This window comes from Gemmata sp. SH-PL17, from assembly GCF_001610855.1.
In the GTDB taxonomy this organism is placed as follows: Bacteria; Planctomycetota; Planctomycetia; order Gemmatales; family Gemmataceae; genus Gemmata; species Gemmata massiliana.
The window spans coordinates 6,840,758-6,861,716 of the sequence record NZ_CP011271.1 but is presented as its reverse complement, the minus strand read 5'-3'; the positions used below and the strand labels follow the sequence as shown (position 1 = coordinate 6,861,716).

The window sequence follows — 20,959 nt, the reverse complement described above, 5'->3', positions numbered from 1 at the left end:
ATGCGGAAGCCGTTCGCCATTTACCACGAACACCCCGACTGGTTCCGGCCGCTGTTCACGGAACTGGAGCGCCGGGACATCACCTTCGTTCGCCTCGACCCGCGGGCACACGTCTACGACCCGGGCGAGCACTCGTCGCCCTACGCGCTCGTGTTCAACCGCATGAGCCCGTCCGCGTACCTGCGCGGCGGGGTACAGGGGATGTTCTTCACGGTCGGGTTCATGGCCCACCTGGAGCGCCTCGGGGTGCCGGTCGTGAACGGGCTGAACGGGTTCTCCACCGAGATTTCCAAGGCCCGGCAGCTCACGCTGCTCGAATCGCTCGGGCTGCCGTACCCGCACTCGCGCGTCATCAACCACCCGTCGAAGGCGGTGGAGGCGAGCGAGGGCTTGCGCTTCCCGGTGGTGGTGAAGGCTAACATCGGCGGGAGCGGTGCGGGGATCGTGAAGTTCGCGTCGCGCGACGTTCTCGCGGCGGCGGTCGAAGCGAACCAGCTCGATTTCGGCGTGGACCACACCGCGCTCGTGCAAGAGTTCGTGCCAGCACGCGGCGGGCACATCACCCGCGTCGAAACGCTCGGCGGGAAGTTCCTCTACGCGATCAAGGTTTACACCACGGGCGAATCGTTCAACCTGTGCCCCGCGGACATCTGCCAGCGCGCGGACGGCGTCGAACTGGTCCGCGCCGCGTGCCCCATTGACGCGCCGAAAACCGGGCTGAAGGTAGAGGGCTACACGCCGCCGCCCGAGGTGATCGCGGCGTGCGAGAAGATCATGCAGACGGCCGGGATCGACGTCGGCGGGATCGAGTACATGGTTGATGATCGCGACGGCAAAATCGTCTATTACGATGTCAACGCGCTCTCCAACTTCGTGGCCGACGCGGTCAACGTGGTCGGATTTGACCCGTTCGCCCGGCTCGTCGATTATCTGGTGGCGCGGGCGAAGTAAATGCCCCCAGCATGTGCCCACCCAGCCGATTCGGACACAGCATGCACAATGACACCCGCTTCCTGGACCTCAATCGCACATACGGCGGCAAACCGGGTAAGCCCAGTTCAGTATTCCTCGATTGGCTCCGCTCCCACGGCCTGTCCGAACAGGCCGTCGCTGTTGTGAGCCGCTACGTCCTCGGAAAAGCGGGCGGGGTCAGAGCGCTCAATTTCTATTCCGAAAAGGGGATACTGGGAGCAAACGACAAAGACTTCGTACCAATCGCAATTCGTGACGGGCTTTTGATTGTCGGCGGGTGCCCGAACGGTGATCCCGTCGCCATCGACGTTCGCGAACATTTGGGCGCTGCGGGGTACATCTGCCACGAGACGATGTGGCACGTAGCCAGCGTGCGCGAAGTGTTTTTCCCGTTCGCCGCCTCACTGGATGAACTGGCCGCGATACTGACGGACGATGACCCGCCTTATGACTACTACCACGCCCGGGACCGATACGGGAACCAGACGGAACCAAAGTAAGGACTGTCACATGCGCTACGGTTACTGGATGCCCGTGTTCGGTGGGTGGCTGCGCAACGTCGACGACGAGAACATGGCGCCCACGTGGGAGTACAGCAAGCGGCTCGCGATCCGCAGCGAGCAGATCGGGTTCGATCTCTCGCTCGTCGCGGAACTGAACCTCAACGACATCAAGGGGGAAGAGGTCCCGTCCCTCGATGCGTGGAGCACGGCCGCGGCGCTCACCGCGGTCACGTCCAAGCTGGAACTGATGGTCGCGGTGCGCCCCACGTTCCACAGCCCCGCGCTCCTGGCGAAACAGGCCGCGAACATCGACCACATCGGCGGGGGCGGGCGCTTGTCGCTGAACGTCGTTTCGAGTTGGTGGAAGGACGAGGCCACCAAGTACGGCGTCCACTTCGAGCAGCACGACGACCGCTACGCCCGGACCGCCGAGTGGCTCTCCGTGCTCGACGGCGTGTGGAAGCAGGACCACTTCAGCTTCGAGGGGAAGTATTACCGCGTGCAGGACAACGTGCTCCAGCCGAAGCCCGCGAGCAAGCCGCGCCCGGTGATTTACGCCGGGGGTGAATCGGAAACCGCGAAGAACCTGATCGCAAAAACCTGCGACGCCTACGTGATGCACGGCGACCCGCCCGAGCGCATCGCCGAGAAGATCGCGGACATGCGCCGGCGCCGCGAGGGTTTCGGCCTGGGGCCGATGATTTATGGCGTGGCCGGGTACAGCATCGTGCGGGGCACCGAAGCCGAAGCGAAGAACGAGCTGAACCGCATCACGGACGTGAAGCAATCGGCCGCGGGGTACCACAACTACCAGCAGTGGCTCGCGGGCACGCAGCTCGAACAGCGCGTGTCGCTCGAAGACTACTCCGTGTCCAACCGCGGGCTCCGCAGCGGGCTCATCGGCACCCCGCAGCAAGTCCTCGACCGCGTGAAGGCGTTCGAGTCCGCGGGCGTGAACCTACTGCTCTTGCAATGCAGCCCGCAATTGGAGGAAATGGAGCGGTTCGCGGAGGAGGTAATTCGACCGAGCCGGTGAGTGGAGGGGGCGGTGATGCCCGACTTATATCGTTTGCAAGTTCTATCAATTCGCGACAAGTATTTAACTTGTCGTGTCACGGAACTCTACGACGAAGCCGGTCTTTGCCCTTCCCCCACGTTAGTTCTCCATTTCCTCTGGGACACGGTCGATGGGAGGACATCGGTTCGCTGCCCTACGGACGAAACAGACATCCTGACGGAATTGGCCCCAGACTTCGCCCAGAGTTCTCCGCTCGGCCAGGCTCTTGCAGGTCGCTACGCTTACGAAGACGGAGAATGGAACTGGAGAAACGCCGGGCGATTTGTCTCTTGTGTGGGGATCGTCGACCGCTGCGTCGCGACTACGGTCGATGATTATTTTGTCAGTGAGCGAGGATGGCACCGCACTCCGGTGGAGAGCAGAGCGTCCCAAGCAACATTCCACATCGGCGTCACCGACTCGCAATGGCTCGAACACCTAGCTCCCGGCATGGAATGGGAGAGTAGAGGATACCCAGAAGACACATACATCCCTCTGTTCGCGGACTGGCTCACACCAGATGTGATGCTTCTCGCAAAGAACCTCGATGAAACCGGAGATTTTAGCGGGCGGCCGGTTCTCGCGGACGCGCTCCAAGAAGCGTGGTGCGACAGCGACGAACTCCTCAATCACCTGCGCGATCCGAACGCAACACACGTGCGCGGGCGCTGGGCGCTCGACTTGATACTCGGCAAGGAGTGACCGTGGCCGCGCGAAAGACGATGACCGAAGCCGATTGGGTTCGCGGGACCAGTCCCCGGCAGTTGCTCGCGCTGCTCGACAGCCGGACCGGGAACCGGAAGCGCCGGCTGTTCGCGTGCGCGTGCTGTCGGCGGCACTGGCACTGGGTGGAAGACACCCACGCGGCGACCGCCGTCGAAGTCGCGGAGTTGTACGCCGACGGACTGACTACCGACAAGAAACTGGAAGCCGCCCGCAAAGAAGCCGCAACAACGGTCGGCGATCTCTACACCGATTACCGCCAGCACAACGGGCTGGAACCGTACATCGCTCACGTCCACGCGAGCGCGTGCGTCGAAGCCGCAAAGATCCCGCGCCCGGACCAGCCGCCCGACTCGTTCGCGACCAGCGCCGCCAACTACGCGGCCCAAGCCTACCTCCACGAGATGATTAAGAGCATTCACGCCCTCGACGATGAGGGGCACGAATACAAGGCAGACGAAGCAGCGGCCCAGGCCGCACTCGTGCGCGAAATCTTTGGGAACCCGTTCCGCCCGATCGTGTTCAACCCCGTGTGGCGCACGTCGGACGTAATGCTCCTCGCGGACGGCATTTATACCGACCGCGCGTTCGACCGGATGCCGATCCTCGCGGACGCCCTCCAGGACGCGGGGTGCAACAACGACGACCTGCTGGGCCACCTGCGTGACCCGGCCCTCGTGCCCCGGGAGCACGCCGACAGTGCGTCCGACCCGCCCCCAGTTTCACACGTCCTCGGGTGCTGGGCGCTCGATCTGGTGCTCGGTAAGGAATGAACCGGCGGTTGACCGGCCGCGTGCAATTTCGGTTCGGGGAACTACTTGCGTCGGCCCCGCCTTTTGGTTAGACTAATATTAACTCGCCCATCGTTACGTTGCCCGTCGCTCCGCCCATCTATCGCCCCGCACTCGCCCCCGTCGCCACTCCATTCACCAACTCGCGAGCGCGACCGCGTTCGGTCGTGCGTTCCGCGGGTCCAGCGACACTGGGAGGACCGGATGAATCTGACCCAATCCGAAATCGACCTCGACCTGGGCTCGGTCACGATGAGCTGCTCGACCGACGAGATCGCGACCGTGCTCGCGGGCCTGCTCCGCGAAATGCGGTCCGCGGCCCCGTTCATCCGCCCGGACGAACGGGACGTGCTCCGGCAGATCATGGCGCACGACAGCGGGGCGCTCGCGGTGGCCGAGGTGTTCCCGGATTTCGCACGGGGTTCCGAAGCGCACACGACGCTCCGCAAGTTGCGCACCGCGCAATTCATCCGACCCGCGGGCCGGGACTGTTGGGGCCCGCACGAGCACATCGAGATCCGCCCGTTCGCGCGCGTCGTGTGGGACCGGCTCGGTGAAGCGGGCGTGTTCGGCGACCCGCCCGCGCTGGACGAGGACGACGTCGACCTCGCACTCCCCGGTGCGGACGACCCGGCCGAGGAGCAGGAACCGGAACCGGCGCCCGCCAGAAGGGGCAAGCGCGCGGGCGCGCAGTGGGACGAGGGCGACGTGCTGGACTTCCTGAACGACGAAGACACCAAGGGGTGAGTTCGCTCACTGGACGAAGCCGGTGAACCCCGCCCGCCAGGGCGGTGGGTGGGGTTCGGTTCGGGGGATGTTCCCAGAAATCCCGGGGTTGAAACCCCGGGCTATTTCCGGTGACCCCATTCGGGGTCCAAAAGGCATTGTGTTTCGGACGCCAACGGCGTCACCGGGAATAGCCCGGGGTTTCAACCCCGGGTGTCCTTGTGACGCTACCCACCGCCCTTGTGAGTGGGGTTCGCCAAAACACATCTCTACTCCGGCACGAAGCCGGTGTCGAATTCATGCGCGATCGCATCCGTGCCCTCAATCCGCGCGTTCACACAGCGCACCGATTTGCTTCACGTCAAATCCTCAACTAAGGTGTGTGGCACACTCAACGCCCATCGCCACTACGCCCATCACACGAATTCGTATTCGCCCGCCCGGCGCATTCGCACGAGCGGGCACCGGCACGGAGAACCGGATGAAAGCGTCGCAAGTGGACATTGATGTCGATAGCGTGATGATTCGCTGCACGGCCCGGGATCTCAAGGCCAACTTCGGGTGGCTCCTGTCCGAGATGCGCGCCCTCGCGAAACTGCTTCGCAAGGAGGAGCGGGACGTGCTGCGCGTCATCATGAACCACACGGGTGTGGCGCTGACGGTGCGGGCGGTGTTCCCGCAGTTTTCACGCGAGGGCGAATCGCACCGCACCCTGCGCCGGCTTAGAGCAGGAAAGTTCGTCCGCCCCACCAAAACCGGGCGCTGGCACCTGGACGAGCCGATCGAACCGACGCCCTTCGCGCGCATGATGTGGGACCGCATGGGCGAGGAGCGCATCTTCACCCCGCACGCGAAGCCGAACCCGCTCTCCGCGAGCACGCGCACCCCGGCCCCGCGCTCCGCGGTCACCTGGGACAACCTGCTCGAGCGCATCCACGAGCGGAAGAAGCAACCGGAGTGAGCGCGGCTCAACTCTTCCCCAAGATCAAGTCAACGACCCAACAGCCCCGGACGTGTTCACCCGGTTGGGGACAGTGGGGCCGGATGTCTTCCTGCAAGCACCCGGCGTCCTGAAGTGCGTCGGCCAAAATGGGCACGCGATCAAAAGCGTGGTCTTCGTAAATGCCGTCGGCAAGTGCAAGAACGGTTGAAGTGAACCAAGAGGGATCAGTAGCGACGCCGGTGGATGGGGCGTGCTGATGAGTGATTTCGGTGTACTCAAACACAGCCAGAAATGACAAGTGCCCGACCAACGATGGTCGGGCACTCAGAAAATCGCGGGGCGAGGCTACTTTTTCTTCTTGAGGGTATCGACCTTTTTGTCCGCGTCTTCGAGTTCAAGGCCGTCATCACCCTTGAAGGTAACCGTGAGGTCGTGCTTGATTTCCTGCTCGTTCAGGGTCAACTTCACCGCGAGTTTTTTGCCGTCGAGTTTGTACGTGCCTTCGAGCTTTAAGTCCTTGCCGTCGTTGTTGATGGTGACGGTCATTTTGCCTTCCTTGGCGAACTCCACGATCGCGCCGACCGGGGAATCGCCGGTGGACTTCGTGATTTCCCATTTGCCGAGCAGTTTGGCCGTGTCGTCGGCCCGCGCGGTGCCCGCGAGGGCGAACACAGCCAGCCCGAACGCGGCGGCCAGGAGCGTCTTCATACGAGTTCCTTCACACGTTGTTCATCACCCGCCTCTGGTGAACGTCACCGCGGGCGGGGAATGGTACGAGGGGAGTCAAGTTACGCGGCTTGTGCGCGCCCGAGCATGTGCTGGATCGCACCCGTGATCTCGCTGACGTCCGCCAGCGCGCCGATGCCGACGTCGCCGCACGCGAGCTGCTTCGAGACGGGTGCCACCACGCGGAGCGTCGGGCTGCGGTCGTTGATCTGCTGAATGAGCGGCTCGTCGCCGAGGTGAGCGGGGATGTGGCCCGCCCCCGCATCAGCGGCGATCGAACGCAGGTGCCGCCGCGTAAAGGGGTTTTGCCACATGAGCGTGTTCATCGCGGGTGCGAGGACCACCGGTCGCGTGACGTCCCACGCGCGCCACACGCACGTCAGACAGTTGTCGCACAGCCCGACGGCCAGTTTCGCCAGCGTGTTCGCGTCGAGTGGCGCAACGGCGAAGATGTCGGCCCACTTGCGGAGTTCAATGTGTAGCACCGAGTCGCCGCGTTGGTAGCGCTCGCCCGCGTCGCGCCCGGGCCACTCGTCTTCGTCGAGAAAGACGAAACCTAACCCCCCAACCCCCTTCCCTAGGAAGGAAGGGGGGGCAGAACCATCGCTGGTTTTAAGCCCATCTCGTTTAAGGGGAGGAGTTTGGGGGAGGTTCTGCCCGATCGCTTTGGGATCGAAGAAGTACGTGGCCGCGTTGGTTGCGACGACCTTCACGGCGTGCCCGGCGGCGGTGAGCGAATCGAAGAGGGCCGGCACCCGCACCGCGGCCACGCTGCCGGTCGCTCCGAGAAGTACGTTAGCCATCGCGCGTCCGTTTCAGATAGAGGTCTTCGAGTGCCAGCACCAAACGGTCCGGGATCTCGCGCCGCGTGGCCCGCTCGTACCGACCGGCGATCGGTCCGAGGTACGCCCAGTGTGCCGCGCCGTCGAGCGTGTTCGCCACGATGACGTCGGCCCCGGATTGAGTGCGCGACGCTTCCGCGGCATCCACGAGTTCCTGCTCGGTCAGATCAACCTCGAGCTCGAACTTCACCAGTACCCCGGTAAACCCCCACGGGTGTCGGATGCGGTCGACGAGCTTCGGTGCCCGCACGAGTCGCACCCAGAGTTCGGGTTCCGCACTCCGGATTTTACCGGCTTGTTGCTCGGTGAGGGTTGGCGTTCTGGTGCCCGACTCCCACTCGCCGGTACGAGCGTTGAAGAACGTTCCCGCGTTGGGTGTAAACGTCCCCGCGGCGAGGAAATCACTGACCGTAGCAGAGTGGCATACCACGTCGAACGCGGCGACGCGAAGTTGGTTATGCAAAATCGAGGTCAGTTCATCAAACGTTTGGTACGAGAGCACCGAGAAGCGCTCGCCGGGGGAGCGAGGGTTGAGGCCGAATTCGAGCAGCGCGTCCGGGTTCGAGGTCACGAACGTGACCGTGTGTCCGCGGCCCCACGCGGTGCGAGCAATGGGCGTCCCCGTGCGCCCCGCGAACGTGTTAGTGATGCACCGAACCCGGTCGATTGGGGTCTGCGTGTTGCCAGCGGTAATCAGGAAGTTCATCGGACGGCACGGGCGGAGATAGGCGAGACTACTGTCAGGTTAGCGGATTCCGACCGTCCCGCACGATTTCACGCCGCACGGAGAGCCGGCGCCGAACCGCGTTCCAGCCACTGCACCGTCTCGCGGACGCCCTCTTCGAGCGCGGTCGCGGGGACGTCGCACCCGGCGCCCCGCAGCTTCTGCGTCTCGGCTCGGGTGAAGTTCTGGTACTTCCCGGCCAGGTCGCGGGGCATGTCGATGAAGCTGATGCGCGGCTGTAACCCGAGTGCGGTGAACACCCCGCGTGCGAGATCGTGGAACGTGCGGGCCTCGCCGCTACCAGAATTATAAACGCCACAGGGGGCTTCGTTGCGCCACAACCAGAGAAGGTGATTGACGCAATCGCCGACGAACACGAAGTCGCGGCGCTGGCCGCCGTCGCTGAACTGCGGATCGGTGGAGCGAAACAGCTTCATTTCGCCGGTCGCTTTGACCTGCTTGTGCGTCTGGTAAACGACGCTTGCCATGCGCCCCTTGTGCGATTCACGCGGGCCGTACACGTTGAAGAACTTCAGCCCGGCCCACTTTGAGGGAGCGGGCCGGTTGGCCGCAACTTCTGCGAGTGCCCAGATATCGAAATCGTTCTTGCTCTTGCCGTAGAGGTTCAGTGGGCGCAGTTCGCCCGGCGAAGTGTGGTCGTCGAAACCGAGCGAGCCGTCGCCGTAAGTCGCGGCACTCGAAGCGTAAAACAGCGGTTTCCGCTTTCGGGCACACCATTCCCACAAGTGCCGCGTGTACTCCACGTTGTTGCGAAAGAGGTAGTCCCAACTCGTTTCCGTGGTGGAACTGCACGCGCCGAGGTGAAAGATCGCGTCCGGTTCGATGCGTCCGGCTGTGAGGTCGTCCAGGAAGTGATCGTGGCGGCTGAACGCGAACCGCGGCAGCCCGACGAAGTTCTCTGCTTTTGCGGGCGTAAGTTCGTGATCGACCAGGAGAAGCAAGTGCCCTTCGGCTGCGAGTCGGTGGGCGAGGTTCGATCCGATGAACCCGGCCGCGCCGGTGACGGCGATCATGGTGCGGTTCCTTCCGTGGTGCTTACAGAGAAGAACCGCGGATTACGCAGATAACGCAGATCAGAACCGAAGATTCACGTTTTCTGTCTTAATCTGCGATTTCTGCGTAATCCGCGGTGCTTCCGTCTTCCTACTTCTGCGCGTTTACCCGACTCCGCGGTCGCGATTTCGGTACCTCAACGGTTGTGAGGTGGTCGGCGAGCGCCTGTTCTGGTTCGGGTACGGCCTCGCTCAGTTTTGGGAGCAGCGGACCGGGGTTCGGGTCGGTGCGGAGCGTCTGGAGGTAGTCGTGCAGCACTTTCTTCGCCCCGGGACCGGTCCGCAGCATCAGGTGGACCCAGGCCCACGCCTCGCGGTACTCCGGTTTCTGCATTTCCACAACGTCTTTCAGCTTTTCGAGCCGCGCGAGATCGGGCTGAAACGGCCCGCGCCGCAGTGTATCCAAGTGCTGGGGGTTCACGCCATCCTGATGTGGCGGCAACTCGAAGAACCCCGCCAACCCTTCATCGAGCCACAGCGGAACCTCTTTCAGCACGCTGCGCAGAAGGGCGTGCGTGAGTTCGTGCCGCAAATCGGTGGAGAGATGGTCGCCCAGCCAGGTGAAGATCTTCAGCTCGTCCGTTCCACCGGTACGCGGCTCCGCGATGAAATATGCACGTCGCGGCGGCAGATTCCGGTACTTCGCGCGCATGTATCGCTCGTACCGCTCCTGCGTGTCGAAGAGGAAGACCTGCACAATGCTGTTGCTGGGTGGCAACTTGAGTTCGCTGAAAACCTGTTCCGGCAGAGCATCGAGTTCGGCGAACAGCGGGTCGGTCTTATCGATCTCGAAGTCGTGATAGAGGACGTAGTAAGAGCCGCGTGTGTGTTTTTTGCCGGGCGGGGCGGTCGAAACCGGCGTGCTTGTCGCGGGCGTGGAAGGTGGCGGCGGTTCCTCGGAGCGCGGGGGCGCTGCCATCGGGTTGGTTCGCAGTGCATCACAACCCGTCAGCGCACTGAAGAGTGCTGCGAGGGCCGCGAGGCGAACAACCGGAGAGGAGCGCGGCGAAAACGGCATACACATCGCCCCGCGACACGGGAACAATCAGCGCTGCGCGTTGAGCACAACCGGACTATCTTCGGTTATGAGACGCGCGGCACTTCACATTTCGCGGGCAATATCGATTATCCGAGCACGCGCCCGCTCCGGTGGTTCTTTGCCACCTTCGCGGCGGTCGCCTCAGATACCGCATTCCACCACGTTTTCCAGCCTAACTGCCTTTCCCCGACGCTCAGGTACGCGCGCAGGAACCGCAGCCGTTCCGTGCGAGTGACGTGTGGCGTTGCAAGAAAGCTCGCGTTCAATCGGGCGAGCTCTTTGGCTCGTCGGGCGAACGGAACCGCATTCAAACTGGCTCGAACACCAACGAGATCAATGAGCACGGGCGTCGCGTTCGCGGGGTCGATCGCCGCATTCTGGAGCATCACGTTGGGTGCCTTCAGATCGCGGTGCGAAACGCCGCGGTCGTGCATGGTACGCACCACGCGGGCCAGCTTTTCACCCCACGCACGCAATACGTGGGCATCGCGACACGCTTTCACGGCTTCGGGCAGGCCGATCGCGTGTGGCACCTTTTCGGTAAGCAAATAGCCTTCCGCGGGCAAAAATCCGCCGCGGTAGACGTGAAACATGGCCAGTGGACGCGGGGTCGGGAGCCACCGCTCGCACAATCCGTGACCGAACAACCACGACCGGCGAACCGCGGACGAGCGGAACAGGTTTTTCAGCAGGTCGAGGGTGCTTCGCACATTAACGCGCTTCAAAATGACGGTTCGCGGTCCGTCGGGAGTCGGCATCTCCAGTTCCGCAACCGTGGAACTCACGCACTGCTTGAGCAGTCGCGTACCAGGCTTCATGAATAGGTCGTTGGGAGCAGCCAGAAGCAAGCGAAGGAAGTCGCCTGGCAGGTCGCGCACGGCCAGTCCCCGTACTCGCCCTGACCGTATTTTGCGAATGGTGCGGTGCGTTCCGCGGTACCGCGTCGTGCGCGTCACCCAGAACCGGCGATTGGAGGCGAGTGTTTCGCGCTCCAGTTCTTTTGTTTCCTTCGCACCGAGGTTGGGGAGTGTTTTGCGTCCCTCGCAGTAGCCGCGCCAGAACCGGAGCCGATCCGTTTGACTCGCACGCAGTTGGAACCAACGGTTGAAGCGGACCAGATTCGCGCGACTTTCGGTCCACGACAACGGCGCGCCGAACCGGACAGCATGGACGTCGAGGAGGCTGAATTGGGGGCAAAGGGATTCCCCCTCCACAAGCAGATTGCCGGGGTGTGGGTCTGGGTGCGCGACGCCGTTGTCGTGGAGCTGAGCCAGGAACGCACCTAAAGCGTGCGCCAGTTTACGGCGTTCGCACGGAACGAGTGTGCGATTCTCCACGAAGTCGGGGAAAGCAATTGCGGGGACGAGGTCGCGTGTAATGAGAAAGCTTTGACCCGGCCAGCGCGTGTCCGACGTGCCCCATGCGAGTGGAATTGCCGCACCGATACCGAGCGCGCGCAGGCGGGTGGCGTTCTCGAATTCGAGCCGCGCTTTTGGGGATCGTATTACTTCGCGCGCCCATGCACGCGGGCCGTTAATGCGACAGTGCTTTACGTACACCGTGCCGGACGCGAGCACGACGCGATACACCGTGCGATGCGGGCCGCTTTTTACCACTTCGGCCGAACCGTCGGCGATCCAGGCATCAAGGGCCGGTCCCGCCGAGCCGAAGAGGGCTTGGCCTTCGGGCGATAGGTGCCAGACGCGGTCGCGTGCGCGCACGATCGGCCCGGTCGCGCCTGCGACCAGAGAGCCGAATTTGCGGAGCACGTCACCGAACATGAGGCACCTTTGCCGATTCGCGATCGGCTTTATCCGGCCATCCGTGTGGTTCCAAAACGAGCCAACGACCCGATCCACAAACGGGCGCCCGCTTCGACGCTGTAATGCGTTTCCACGTCGCACCGAGCCGTTTCGCCCAGTCTTTTTCGCATCCCGACATCTGCGGCCAGCGCTTGAATTGCACGGACCCACTCACCGGTTGAGTTCGCGCGGAAGCCCGTTTCACCGTCGCGCACGAAGTCGGCTTGCACACCGACCGGGTTCGCAACCACTGGTAGGCCCGCGGCTTGATACTGGAGCACTTTTAGCGCGCACTTTCCACGGCTCCACGGATCGTCGGGTACCCAGCCGATGCCGATGTCCGCTAACGCGATTTCCGCGGCTTCGGTCGCTTCGACCCAGGTGCAACGCTCGACTGGTAAGTCGGGGAATTCGGTAAATCGGTCGCAGATGAGTTTTAATCGTGCGCCTGGTACCGCGCGCCCGATTGCACTGAGAGTGGGGCCGAACCGTTCCAGTCCTTGCAGCGTACTCGCCGATCCCACCCACACGAGCCGAAGGGCGGAATCGTGGCTGGTGCGCTCCCGGACGTGGTACTTCGTGACATCCACACAGGTCGGGATCACGGTGATGCGGTTCGCTGGCACGAATTTCCGAGCTTCTTCTGCGAGGTACGCATTTCCCGCGACCACCAAATCGCACGCTTGGATCGTGGCTCGGAAGCGCGCGGCTCGTTTGGGATCGTTAAAGCCCTTTGTGGAGTAAGAATCGCGGAGCCAAACTGCGTCATCGAAGTCGAAAATCAGGCGCTGAACCCGTCGGCGCAACAGAGCGATGACCCACCGCGGAAGCAGCTTACGCTGGAGGATGATCGCGTCGTAGGACGTGAGATCACGACCGAGGGCCGCGCGACCAAACAGTGATTGTGGGAGGGGTTGGAAATCGAGAGTGTGGCCGGCCGCTACAAGCGCGCTGTGGAACGCGGTGAGCCGGTACCGGCAACACACGTGTGATTCGGATTCCACCAGCGCGACCAACCGCACCGCGACCCTCCCTGGTCCGTGGTGCCCGCTGTCCTTGTGGGGCACCGCCTAGCCCCCACCACCCTTGTGGGTGGGGTTCACGGTTCCGACTACCTTTTACGCCGCGAAGCCAGCGCGCGGTCGATGTCGCGCTTGGCGTCGGCTGACTTCATCGACTCGCGCTTGTCGTGTGCCTGCTTACCCTTCGCGACCGCGATCTCTACTTTCGCCTTACCGTCCTTGAAATACAAGCGGAGTGGGACGAGCGTCAGCCCTTTCTCGGACGCTTTACCCGCGAACTTGTTGATTTCGCGCCGGTGGAGCAGCAGTTTTCGCGTGCGCTTCGGCTTGTGGTTCGCCCGGTTCCCGTACAGGTACTCGGGAATCTCGGCGCCGATCAGGAACACCTCGTCGTTATCAATGCGGGCGTAGGAATCTTCGAGGTTTGCGTGCCCGTCGCGGAGACTTTTCACCTCGGTGCCTACGAGCACAATGCCGCACTCGATCCGGTCGGAGATTTCGTATTCGTGTAGCGCGCGCCGGTTCCGGCACACGTTCACGGTGCCATCAGCCTCGGCCTTCTTGTCTTTTTTATCGCCCTTCGCCATGATGCGTGTCTCGGTGCAGTGCCGTTCCAGCGTCGCATTCTATCAAGCTCACCAAACCCGTCGTAGGCCATTCTGTGGTACGGTTCGTTGTTCTGACCCACGACTGGCCCGAGCCTCACTGGGATTTCCTGGTCGAAGCCGGCGACACACTCCGTGCTTGGCGACTGTTAGCAGAACCCGTTTCCGGGGTGGATGTTCCTGCGGAACCAAACTTCCCACACCGGCTCCTGTACCTCGATTACGAGGGACCGGTCTCGGGCGGGCGCGGGCACGTGTTGCGTTGGGATGCTGGCACTTGCGTTTGGGCCGCCGATGGACCGAACCGCATGGAACTTGAAATCCGGGGTACGAAGTTCACCGGTTCGGTCGTGATTCGGCGCGAGGGAAAATCGTGGGTGTTTCGACTCACGGCGTCGGCGGCGGGTTGACGCCCGTAGGTAGAGCGGGGGCCGGGTCGAGGAACGACCGCCCCGCGACGATGAGTTTCCCGTCCTTTACGTCCAGTGTGAGCACTTGCGAAGTCGGGCGCGGTTGTTTCGAGAAGAATCGGAACAACCCCACCGGATTGCTCTTGTTGCGATACCACGTGACGTCAATGCTCGATTCGCGCGCCACGTCCCCGATTTTGTCGAGGATCGATTGCGAACCGAACGGCAGCCCTCCGGCTTGGAGGGCGCACACTTCCACCGCGGCGACGTTCACCTGATCCGCTACGAGCCACACCTTCAGGTCCATCCAAACAACTGAACTCCAGAAGCCCTCACCGTACCGCAACCCGAGTTTGAGGTGATCGCCCTCAATTGCGATTCGCGGCGAGTGGAACCCTTTGGGGAGCAGTTCGGAAAGGCCGTCTTTTGCCCCCATGTTCTCCGTAAAGAAGCAGTTCAGCTCTTCCGTCGTGAACGTGTCGCCCCATTCGGCCTTGGCACGGATGTCGTTTTGCAGATCGAGGACGCGAGTGAGGAACTTGGTGGATCGCTCGTGCGAGTCCCAATCGGCCGTTTTTTTCGCTGCAGTCGCGTAAAACGCCGGGTCGCGTTTCACAGCGACGACGAGCGCACCGCTCGCCAGACCTGCAAACGCAGCCAAGATCGCGAGTGCCAGAAACATCGGTCGCCGACGGCGCATAACAACCCTCCGCAGCATGGCAAATACCCCGTGGGGGGAATCTGGTCAACGCCGACCGCACAGCGCGATTGCGCCGCGCGAATGGGCAAACCGGGGACTGGAAAGGAATTCGGAGACTTGGCAAACGCCGGATAATGCGGTTACGTTTAGAGATGCAATGGTCGGTTCGCGTTCAGAACTTTGGGAGGGCCGGCACGATGGGCTTCAAAGGGTATCGCTGGCTAGGGGCTGTCGTTACGGGCACCAACCTGTTTGCGGCAGCTAACGCCGCACAGCCGCCGCGCCCGGCCGCTCCGCCTCCTGATCTGACCGAACTCGCAAAGGCTAAACAGCAATTCGCTGAGAAAGAAGCGGTGAGCGTTGTTGGGAGTGCGTGGGCAGCCGCCAAGCAGGAGATGGCACGTTCCAACCGACCGAAAGCGATCGAAATTCTGAAAAATGCGAAGCAGAACTTGCCCGCGTCCATCAGCGAAGCGACCCGAGCCTGGCTCTCGAACTCAATAGACGCGAAGGTCGCTGAGCTTGAAGGGAAGCCGGTTGCAAACCCGGCTAATCCCGGCATGAAACTTGACCCGAAAAGCCCGGAGGTGTTGGCCGCCCAAAAAGTCCTTGAAGAGAAGGCCGTTGCCGAGCGCAAGGATGTAGTTGCGGGGCTCCAAACGGTGCAACAAGCGGACAACGCGGGCCGGACTGCCGAGGCACAAGCCGAGATCGCGCGCCTGACAAAACTGTACCCGAAAAACCCGTCCGTTATGGCTCTTGGTCAGAACGGCGGAATGAAAACTCGCCTCGAAGACGCGATCGCCATCCAGATGGAATTGCGTGATCGGTGGGTAAAGAACCAGGAAAGCATCACTCGGTCGTCTTTCCCGGCGATTAACGACGTCGAGTTTCCAAAGAATTGGACGGAAATTAGCGAGCGGCGGTTGAAGAACAGCACCATTCAACTGACTGCGAAAGAAAAGCAGATCATCGATGCGCTCGACAAACCTATCAAGGTGGATTTCCGCGAACGGCCACTTGAGGAAGCGCTGCAAGACCTCTCGAACATGCTCGGGCAGGATCTGTTGATCGACAAGAAGTCGGTTGCGGACCTCGAACTCGATCTCAAGAAAGGCGCGACCCTCCAGGCGAACGGGCTTTCCGGTCGCACTGTACTGCGATCGATCCTCGCGGCGCAAGGGCTAACGTTCGTGGTGAAGGACGAGGCGATTCAGATCGTCACCGTGGAGCGATCGCGGAGCCTCCTCACCACTCGCGTGTACTATCTCGGTGACTTGATCCAGGGAGTCGGGCCCTTCGGAGATCTCCAGTGGGGGCCGATCCTGAACGCACAGCAAACGGCTGCCAATGCCGATGCGATCGTGGCGGCGATTCGGAAGTCGATCGATCCGCTCTCGTGGAACGGTGAAACCCACGGTCCCGGTTCGATCACATACGACTACCTGACCAAGTCTATCGTTGTGCGCGCTTCGGCCGAAGTTCACTACTCGTTGGGGCGCACGTTCAACAAAAGGTGATCCGTGGCACAACTCCACCTGCCCTTGTAGGCAAGTGAGCCCCGCCCTCGTGGGCGGGACTCACTTTATGCGGCTTTCTTGATTTTGCGCACTTCACCGAACACGTTGAGCAGCGCCTGGTAGTGGTGCTCGAAGGTCCATTTCGTGCCCGTTTGTCGTGCGGCACTCGATGCTTCTGCGCGGTAAGAATGGTCCGTGAACCGGTGCATCGCAGCGGCCAGATCCTTCGCATTGTGTGGGTCGTTGATGACCGCGCCGTCGCTCGGCGGAGTGAGCAGTTCGCTCGCGCCGTTGTACCGCGACGTGATGACCGGCAGCCCGCACGCGAGTGCTTCGAGCGCGACAAGCGAGCACGGATCGTAGAACGTCGGGTGAACGAGGAAATCTGCGGCGAAGTAGCAGTTCTTCGGGTCGTCGCGGTGCCCCAGGAACACCACGCGGTCCGCGACGCCGAGCTTCTCCGCTTCCCGCTGGTACCGCTTGAACTTCGGGTTCCCGACCACTGCTAATCGGAACGGCTTGTCGCGCGGGACGAGCGCGAGTGCTTTCAGGAGCGGGGAGAGGCCCTTCAGCCGGTAGTTCATCGCGACGAACAGCCCGACCGTCTCTTCCGGGAACACCATCCACCGCCCGCGCTCCTCGTGCCGGCGCTTGAGCCGGTCTTCGGCCGCGAACCGCATCGGGTCGATGGCGCTGCGCACCACGCGCACGGACTCGGGCGGCACGCCGTAGAACTGCTCGAAGTGTCGTTGCACCATGAAGCTATTCACGATCACAAGGGGCTGGTTGGGCCCCAGGTACTGCTTGCGCTCGAGCCGCGCGAACGACCAGGCGGCCGGGTCGAGCCACTTACCCAATGCGGCAATTCCGCGCGAAAGCGCGTTAGGGAATTTCAGCAGGTTGTGGGCCGCGCTCGCGGCGTGTAACCCGCCCTGCGGGTAGAGAACGTCCTGGCCCCACGTTTTGTCGAAGCCGATGCTCACGTCGTGTTGGTTGTGTTTGAGCGCTTCTTCGCACGCGGCCCCGAACCGCCACGGGCGGAGGAACCGCGGGCCGCTCGGCACATCAATGCGGTGGAAGTGCGTCGCGGGCGGCAGCGCGTTCGCGTCCCAGCGCGCCGCATAGAGGTGAACCGCGTGCCCGTCGCGCGCGAGCCGGCGCGCGAGGTCGCCGAGGTAGGTTTCCGCCCCGCCGCGTGCCGGGAGCACGCTCTCGTAACACAGTGCGATGTCCATCTAAGCGGCGCTCCGTTGCCGGTCGTAGGGCACGGCCGACGGCTTCTTTTCGTTGTGCCGACGGTACAGGTTCCACTTCCACTTCACGAGCGGGCGCAGCCACTCGCCCGGGCACTTCCCACCGGGCCAGTTGCGCCGGTACAGCTTCCAGAACCGCACGCGGTCGCGCGCCGTCACGCCCTCCACGTCGGAGGAGAACAGCAGTTGGGCCACGTCCTTCACCTGCCACCAGACGGCCGTAACCGGGTGCCGCGAGAGCCGGTGCAGGTCGATCATCACGGCGCGGTTCGTCCAGTCGGAAGGTACCGTCCGCGTGAGCGCTTCCGGGATGTAGAAGTGGCAGAAGTAGAGGTCTTTGTGAAACACCTTGCGCAGGTGGAGTTCGCGCGCGAGTCGCGCGAGTTCGGCCGTTAGCCCGCGTTTCCATCGCGCGAAGGATCGCGCATCGAGCGCCCGGGCCGCACGCGGAACGGCTTCGTGCAGCGGGAGCATCCCGTGCAGTTCTTCGACCGCGAGAAACCCCTGCAACTTGCCCCACGGCCCGACGAACTGTCCCGCTGCGACCGGGCGCGGAACGGGGAACCCGTGCTCCTTCGCCCAGCACAGGCGCTGCCACTCCTGGAGCCCCGGGGACCACGCGCGCCCGGGCATCAGCGTGGCCAGAACCCCGTGGAGCCACGGCAGCCGGTAGTGGCGCTTGAGGTACACGCTGAGCTTGTCGCGGCCCTCGGTGAAGACCTTGCGCCCGATCGACCGGCCTTGCTTCTGGTACTCGCGATCGGTGAGCGGCACCTGCATAACGCGGTCCGGCCAGTTCTCGCCCGCGAACCGCTCCCAATCGGCCTGGCGCCGAATCAGCCGCACGCCGCGCCGGATCCGGCGCCACCACGACGACACCGGATCGCCCACGGCCGGCGGGAACCGCGACGGATCGGAGTTGAGATTTCGCGGGTGCGCGTTCATTCCACTCCTAGCAGTCGGGCTACGTCGCGAATATCCCGCCTTCGGACCGAAGCACTCACGCGGCGCACGATTCGTACCGCACGCGGATCGGCCACACACACGGCGCCGTCACACACCGCGAACGCGGCCTGCGGATCGGTCAGCACGCACCCGGCGGCGTGCAACTTAGCCAAGCCGTCGGTGACGCGATCGAGGACCGCCCGGCGCGCGGCGGAAGATGCCGTGTGCCGCCATTTCTGCAAGGGCACTCCGGGCGGGCTTTCGTACAGCGCGAACCACTCGGCCCCGATCGCACTCGTGAGCCGCTGACCAAACGCGAGTAAACGCGGACCGGGCACGCCGTACCGCTGAAGGTGGAACAGCACGCGGCCGATCGTCACACCGGGCGAGCGCCACGGGGTGGCTCGCGCCCACGCGCGGAAGCGGCCAACGGGGGCGGATGTGTAGCCGCGCACGAGCGTCGCGTCGCGCCCCAAGACGCGGAGAGTGATCGAGTCGTTCGCGCCGGGGCTGTAGAACGGCGGGGCGACCGCGGGCTTGGGCCATTCCACAGCGATTTCCGGGATGGCGCACACCGCTTCGCCCGCGAGCCACACGAGCCGTTGTTTCTGCGAGGCGCCTTCGGGTTGCAGCTGATCGCGAATGGATCGACGCTTCGCGTGCCGCGCTGCGGCGCGAAGCACGAGCGCGTTCAATGGCATGCGTTCGGCGTTTTGCTGAGCGGGTAAAGACGATGCGCGATACGCTCGCAACACGCGAACCCGCTCCGGGGGCGGTGACAGCGTTTCCGCAAGTGAAGCGTGCAACGCGCCCAGCGCGTTTGTTCGCTCAGGTTCGCTCGCGGACGCGCTGCGTTCTGCGGATTGCCAGTCCAGGAACGTAATCGCGAGCGTATCCGGGTTCACGAGGACGTGCTTCGCGGTGAGGTCCGGCGAACTGAACCCGGCCGCGTGAACCGCCGCGACTGTTTCACCGAGTCGCGTGGCGAGCGCGCGCCGTTGGGCACGCGAGAGCGTGTTGTCACTCAGCACGCGCCGGAGGTCCACCGCCCCCGGAACTTCTTCCACCAGCAGGAACGCGCGGTTGCCGTGCGTGCCCGCTGCGGCCCACCGCGGTGCGGGCAACTTCGCGGCTTCGAGTTGTTTCAGTAACTCGGCTTCGCGCGCACAACGCGACGCCCACCCGAACCCCGCGCGCCTGTTCCGCAACTTCTCGCGCCAGCCCACGACGTGCTGTCGTTTGAGATAAAATGCACGGGGCGCCCCCGGCACTTCCACACGCATCACGTGCCGGTCCGCGTGCCCGCTCACTACCTCGCCGGGCAGCTCGAAAAAACCCGCCGCAGACACCAACCTGACACGGGCGAACAACTCTGCGAACACGGGGTTGATCGTCAGCGTGCCGGTTGTGTCGGGATTCGGCGCGAACACGACTTGCGGTTCGCGGATGCTCGTTCTGGGGGCGGTCGTTGTGTCAAGCGGCACGCGGTACCTCCCGTGTTGCGAGGGGCACTCGCGTCAGGAGCTGTTCAGCCGCTCGGAAGACTTCTGCGGGTGTCAATTCACGCATACAGCGGTGGTGCCCCAGAGGGCACACGCGCTGCTGGCACGGGCCGCATGCGAGCTTCTTCTGGAGGCAAATTTCCTTCGCGAAGTACGTCTCCGTCCACTCGATGTGCGTGGGACCGAACAGTGACACGACCGGTCGGTTGAACGCGGCCGCGAAGTGCCGCGGGCCGCTGTCGGTGGTTACGAGTAGGTCGGCACGCTTCACGAGCGCTTTCGTTAACCCGAGTGACAGTGCGGCGTCGCTGAGTGCGAACACGTGCGGCGAGCGGCTCTCCTCCGCAATTTTTCGGGCCATTTCGCGCTCGCCGGGGCCGCACAGCACGAGCGCCCCGCACCCGAAACGCGACGTGAGCGCGCGGGCGAGTTCCGCAAAATGATCCTCTCCCCAGTGCTTCGCCGCGCCGAACGCCGCACCGGGATTGAGTGCCACTACTCGCGCGTAACGAGCAAGGCCGAATTGTTTCCACACGGCTTCCGCCGCCGTGTCGTCGGCGGGTGTGGTGAACAGTTCCATCCGGTGATCGGGGGCGGCTCCCAGTGCTGCTGCGAGCCGGTTGTAGTCATCGAGCGCGGGTGACGGCACGAACCGGCCGCGATCGTCGGTCTTGGCGTAGAGCTTGTCGGTCAGCATTCGCCCGCGTGCGTACCGCGCGAACCCGACGATGCGCGTGCTTCCGCCCAAGTAGGCAATAAGTGCTGTGCGGAACGAGTTGGGGAAGAGCAGGGCGGTATCAACGTGTGCTTCGCGCAGTTGGCGCGCGACACCGAACAGGCGCTGCGAACGCGGGCCGCGCTTGTCCGCGAGGATCGTGCGCCCGAACCAGGGCGCGCCCGCGAGTACGTCTGCGACATAGGGCTTGCAGACTGCCACCAGTTCGGCCGCGGGGAACGCCGCGCGCACGGCGCGGATCGCGGGCGTGGCCATCACCACGTCGCCGATCCAGTTCGGGAGAAAGAGCGCAATTCGGTGCATGAGTCAAACCGGCCGGTTGGCGCCACAGCACATCCAGGAAGA

The 20,959-nt window shown here is 63.5% G+C and carries 22 protein-coding genes; 9 read left to right on the top strand and 13 right to left on the bottom strand.

The window, feature by feature from the left end; all coding sequences use genetic code 11:
* From VT84_RS28315 to VT84_RS28290, 7 genes are all read left to right on the top strand, one after another.
* Positions 1-951, top strand: coding sequence for a RimK family alpha-L-glutamate ligase (locus VT84_RS28315; protein ID WP_082841858.1), 951 nt, complete (start codon positions 1-3; stop codon positions 949-951).
* A 41-nt stretch (positions 952-992) separates the two neighbouring features.
* Complete coding sequence (locus tag VT84_RS28310; protein ID WP_052556124.1) at positions 993-1,472, top strand: hypothetical protein; 480 nt, start codon at positions 993-995, stop codon at positions 1,470-1,472.
* A 10-nt stretch (positions 1,473-1,482) separates the two neighbouring features.
* Positions 1,483-2,511, top strand: coding sequence for an LLM class flavin-dependent oxidoreductase (locus tag VT84_RS28305; RefSeq protein WP_082841857.1), 1,029 nt, complete (start codon positions 1,483-1,485; stop codon positions 2,509-2,511).
* A gap of 15 nt (positions 2,512-2,526) precedes the next feature.
* The gene (locus tag VT84_RS38950) at positions 2,527-3,234 is read left to right on the top strand and encodes a hypothetical protein (RefSeq protein ID WP_157469897.1); all 708 of its coding nucleotides are present in this window, start codon (positions 2,527-2,529) and stop codon (positions 3,232-3,234) included.
* Positions 3,235-3,236: 2 nt separating this feature from the next.
* Positions 3,237-4,028, top strand: a complete 792-nt coding sequence (locus VT84_RS41325) for a hypothetical protein (RefSeq protein WP_239465487.1) — start codon at positions 3,237-3,239, stop codon at positions 4,026-4,028.
* 222 nt (positions 4,029-4,250) lie between these two features.
* Positions 4,251-4,793: a hypothetical protein gene (locus VT84_RS28295; protein ID WP_082841856.1), complete on the top strand. Its 543-nt coding sequence runs from the start codon at positions 4,251-4,253 to the stop codon at positions 4,791-4,793.
* Between the two features lie 460 nt (positions 4,794-5,253).
* Positions 5,254-5,733 carry a hypothetical protein gene (locus tag VT84_RS28290; protein ID WP_082841855.1) on the top strand — a complete coding sequence of 160 codons (480 nt, stop codon included), beginning with the start codon at positions 5,254-5,256 and terminating at the stop codon, positions 5,731-5,733.
* A gap of 327 nt (positions 5,734-6,060) precedes the next feature.
* Here VT84_RS28290 and VT84_RS28280 read toward each other — a convergent pair whose 3' ends face one another.
* From VT84_RS28280 to smpB, 8 genes are all read right to left on the bottom strand, one after another.
* Positions 6,061-6,423 (bottom strand): TIGR03066 family protein, encoded by a 363-nt coding sequence (locus tag VT84_RS28280; RefSeq protein ID WP_082841854.1) that lies wholly within the window; start codon positions 6,421-6,423, stop codon positions 6,061-6,063.
* 80 nt (positions 6,424-6,503) lie between these two features.
* Positions 6,504-7,244, bottom strand: coding sequence for a flavoprotein (locus VT84_RS28275; protein WP_082841853.1), 741 nt, complete (start codon positions 7,242-7,244; stop codon positions 6,504-6,506).
* Positions 7,237-7,989: a phosphopantothenoylcysteine decarboxylase gene (locus tag VT84_RS28270; RefSeq protein WP_082841852.1), complete on the bottom strand. Its 753-nt coding sequence runs from the start codon at positions 7,987-7,989 to the stop codon at positions 7,237-7,239. The genes VT84_RS28275 and VT84_RS28270 overlap by 8 nt, the downstream gene beginning before the upstream one ends.
* A 68-nt stretch (positions 7,990-8,057) precedes the next feature.
* Positions 8,058-9,041 carry an ADP-glyceromanno-heptose 6-epimerase gene (gene rfaD / locus VT84_RS28265; RefSeq protein ID WP_082841851.1) on the bottom strand — a complete coding sequence of 328 codons (984 nt, stop codon included), beginning with the start codon at positions 9,039-9,041 and terminating at the stop codon, positions 8,058-8,060.
* A 130-nt stretch (positions 9,042-9,171) separates the two neighbouring features.
* A complete protein-coding gene (locus VT84_RS28260; protein ID WP_082841850.1) occupies positions 9,172-9,999 on the bottom strand; it encodes a hypothetical protein in 828 nt (275 codons plus the stop codon).
* A 206-nt stretch (positions 10,000-10,205) separates the two neighbouring features.
* Entirely contained in the window at positions 10,206-11,900 is a 1,695-nt protein-coding gene (locus VT84_RS28255) for a lipopolysaccharide kinase InaA family protein (RefSeq protein WP_082841849.1), read from the bottom strand.
* Between the two features lie 29 nt (positions 11,901-11,929).
* The gene (locus VT84_RS28250) at positions 11,930-12,988 is read right to left on the bottom strand and encodes a glycosyltransferase family 4 protein (RefSeq protein ID WP_082841848.1); all 1,059 of its coding nucleotides are present in this window, start codon (positions 12,986-12,988) and stop codon (positions 11,930-11,932) included.
* A gap of 44 nt (positions 12,989-13,032) precedes the next feature.
* Positions 13,033-13,530 carry an SsrA-binding protein SmpB gene (smpB, locus tag VT84_RS28245; RefSeq protein ID WP_082841847.1) on the bottom strand — a complete coding sequence of 166 codons (498 nt, stop codon included), beginning with the start codon at positions 13,528-13,530 and terminating at the stop codon, positions 13,033-13,035.
* 5 nt (positions 13,531-13,535) lie between these two features.
* Between smpB and VT84_RS42480 the strand changes: the two genes are divergently transcribed.
* Positions 13,536-13,958: a DNA polymerase ligase N-terminal domain-containing protein gene (locus VT84_RS42480; RefSeq protein WP_082841846.1), complete on the top strand. Its 423-nt coding sequence runs from the start codon at positions 13,536-13,538 to the stop codon at positions 13,956-13,958.
* Here the strand turns inward: VT84_RS42480 and VT84_RS28235 are convergent.
* On the bottom strand, positions 13,936-14,658 hold the full coding sequence (locus VT84_RS28235) for a hypothetical protein (protein WP_157469895.1): 723 nt from the start codon (positions 14,656-14,658) through the stop codon (positions 13,936-13,938). The two genes, VT84_RS42480 and VT84_RS28235, sit on opposite strands and share 23 nt — an antisense overlap.
* Before the next feature lie 197 nt (positions 14,659-14,855).
* On the opposite strand from VT84_RS28235, the gene VT84_RS28230 reads away from it, so the two are divergent.
* A complete protein-coding gene (locus tag VT84_RS28230) occupies positions 14,856-16,178 on the top strand; it encodes a hypothetical protein (RefSeq protein ID WP_082841844.1) in 1,323 nt (440 codons plus the stop codon).
* Between the two features lie 65 nt (positions 16,179-16,243).
* On the opposite strand, the gene VT84_RS28225 is transcribed toward VT84_RS28230, so the two are convergent.
* From VT84_RS28225 to waaF, 4 genes are read right to left on the bottom strand one after another with little or no spacing between them, the layout of a single operon-like run.
* Positions 16,244-17,413 (bottom strand): glycosyltransferase family 4 protein, encoded by a 1,170-nt coding sequence (locus VT84_RS28225; protein ID WP_082841843.1) that lies wholly within the window; start codon positions 17,411-17,413, stop codon positions 16,244-16,246.
* A complete protein-coding gene (locus VT84_RS28220) occupies positions 17,414-18,376 on the bottom strand; it encodes a lipopolysaccharide kinase InaA family protein (protein WP_052556083.1) in 963 nt (320 codons plus the stop codon).
* Entirely contained in the window at positions 18,373-19,860 is a 1,488-nt protein-coding gene (locus VT84_RS28215) for a lipopolysaccharide kinase InaA family protein (RefSeq protein WP_082841842.1), read from the bottom strand. Before VT84_RS28215 ends, VT84_RS28220 begins: the two co-directional genes overlap by 4 nt.
* Positions 19,850-20,917 carry a lipopolysaccharide heptosyltransferase II gene (gene waaF / locus VT84_RS28210; RefSeq protein WP_082841841.1) on the bottom strand — a complete coding sequence of 356 codons (1,068 nt, stop codon included), beginning with the start codon at positions 20,915-20,917 and terminating at the stop codon, positions 19,850-19,852. Before waaF ends, VT84_RS28215 begins: the two co-directional genes overlap by 11 nt.
* Positions 20,918-20,959 lie beyond the last annotated feature (42 nt).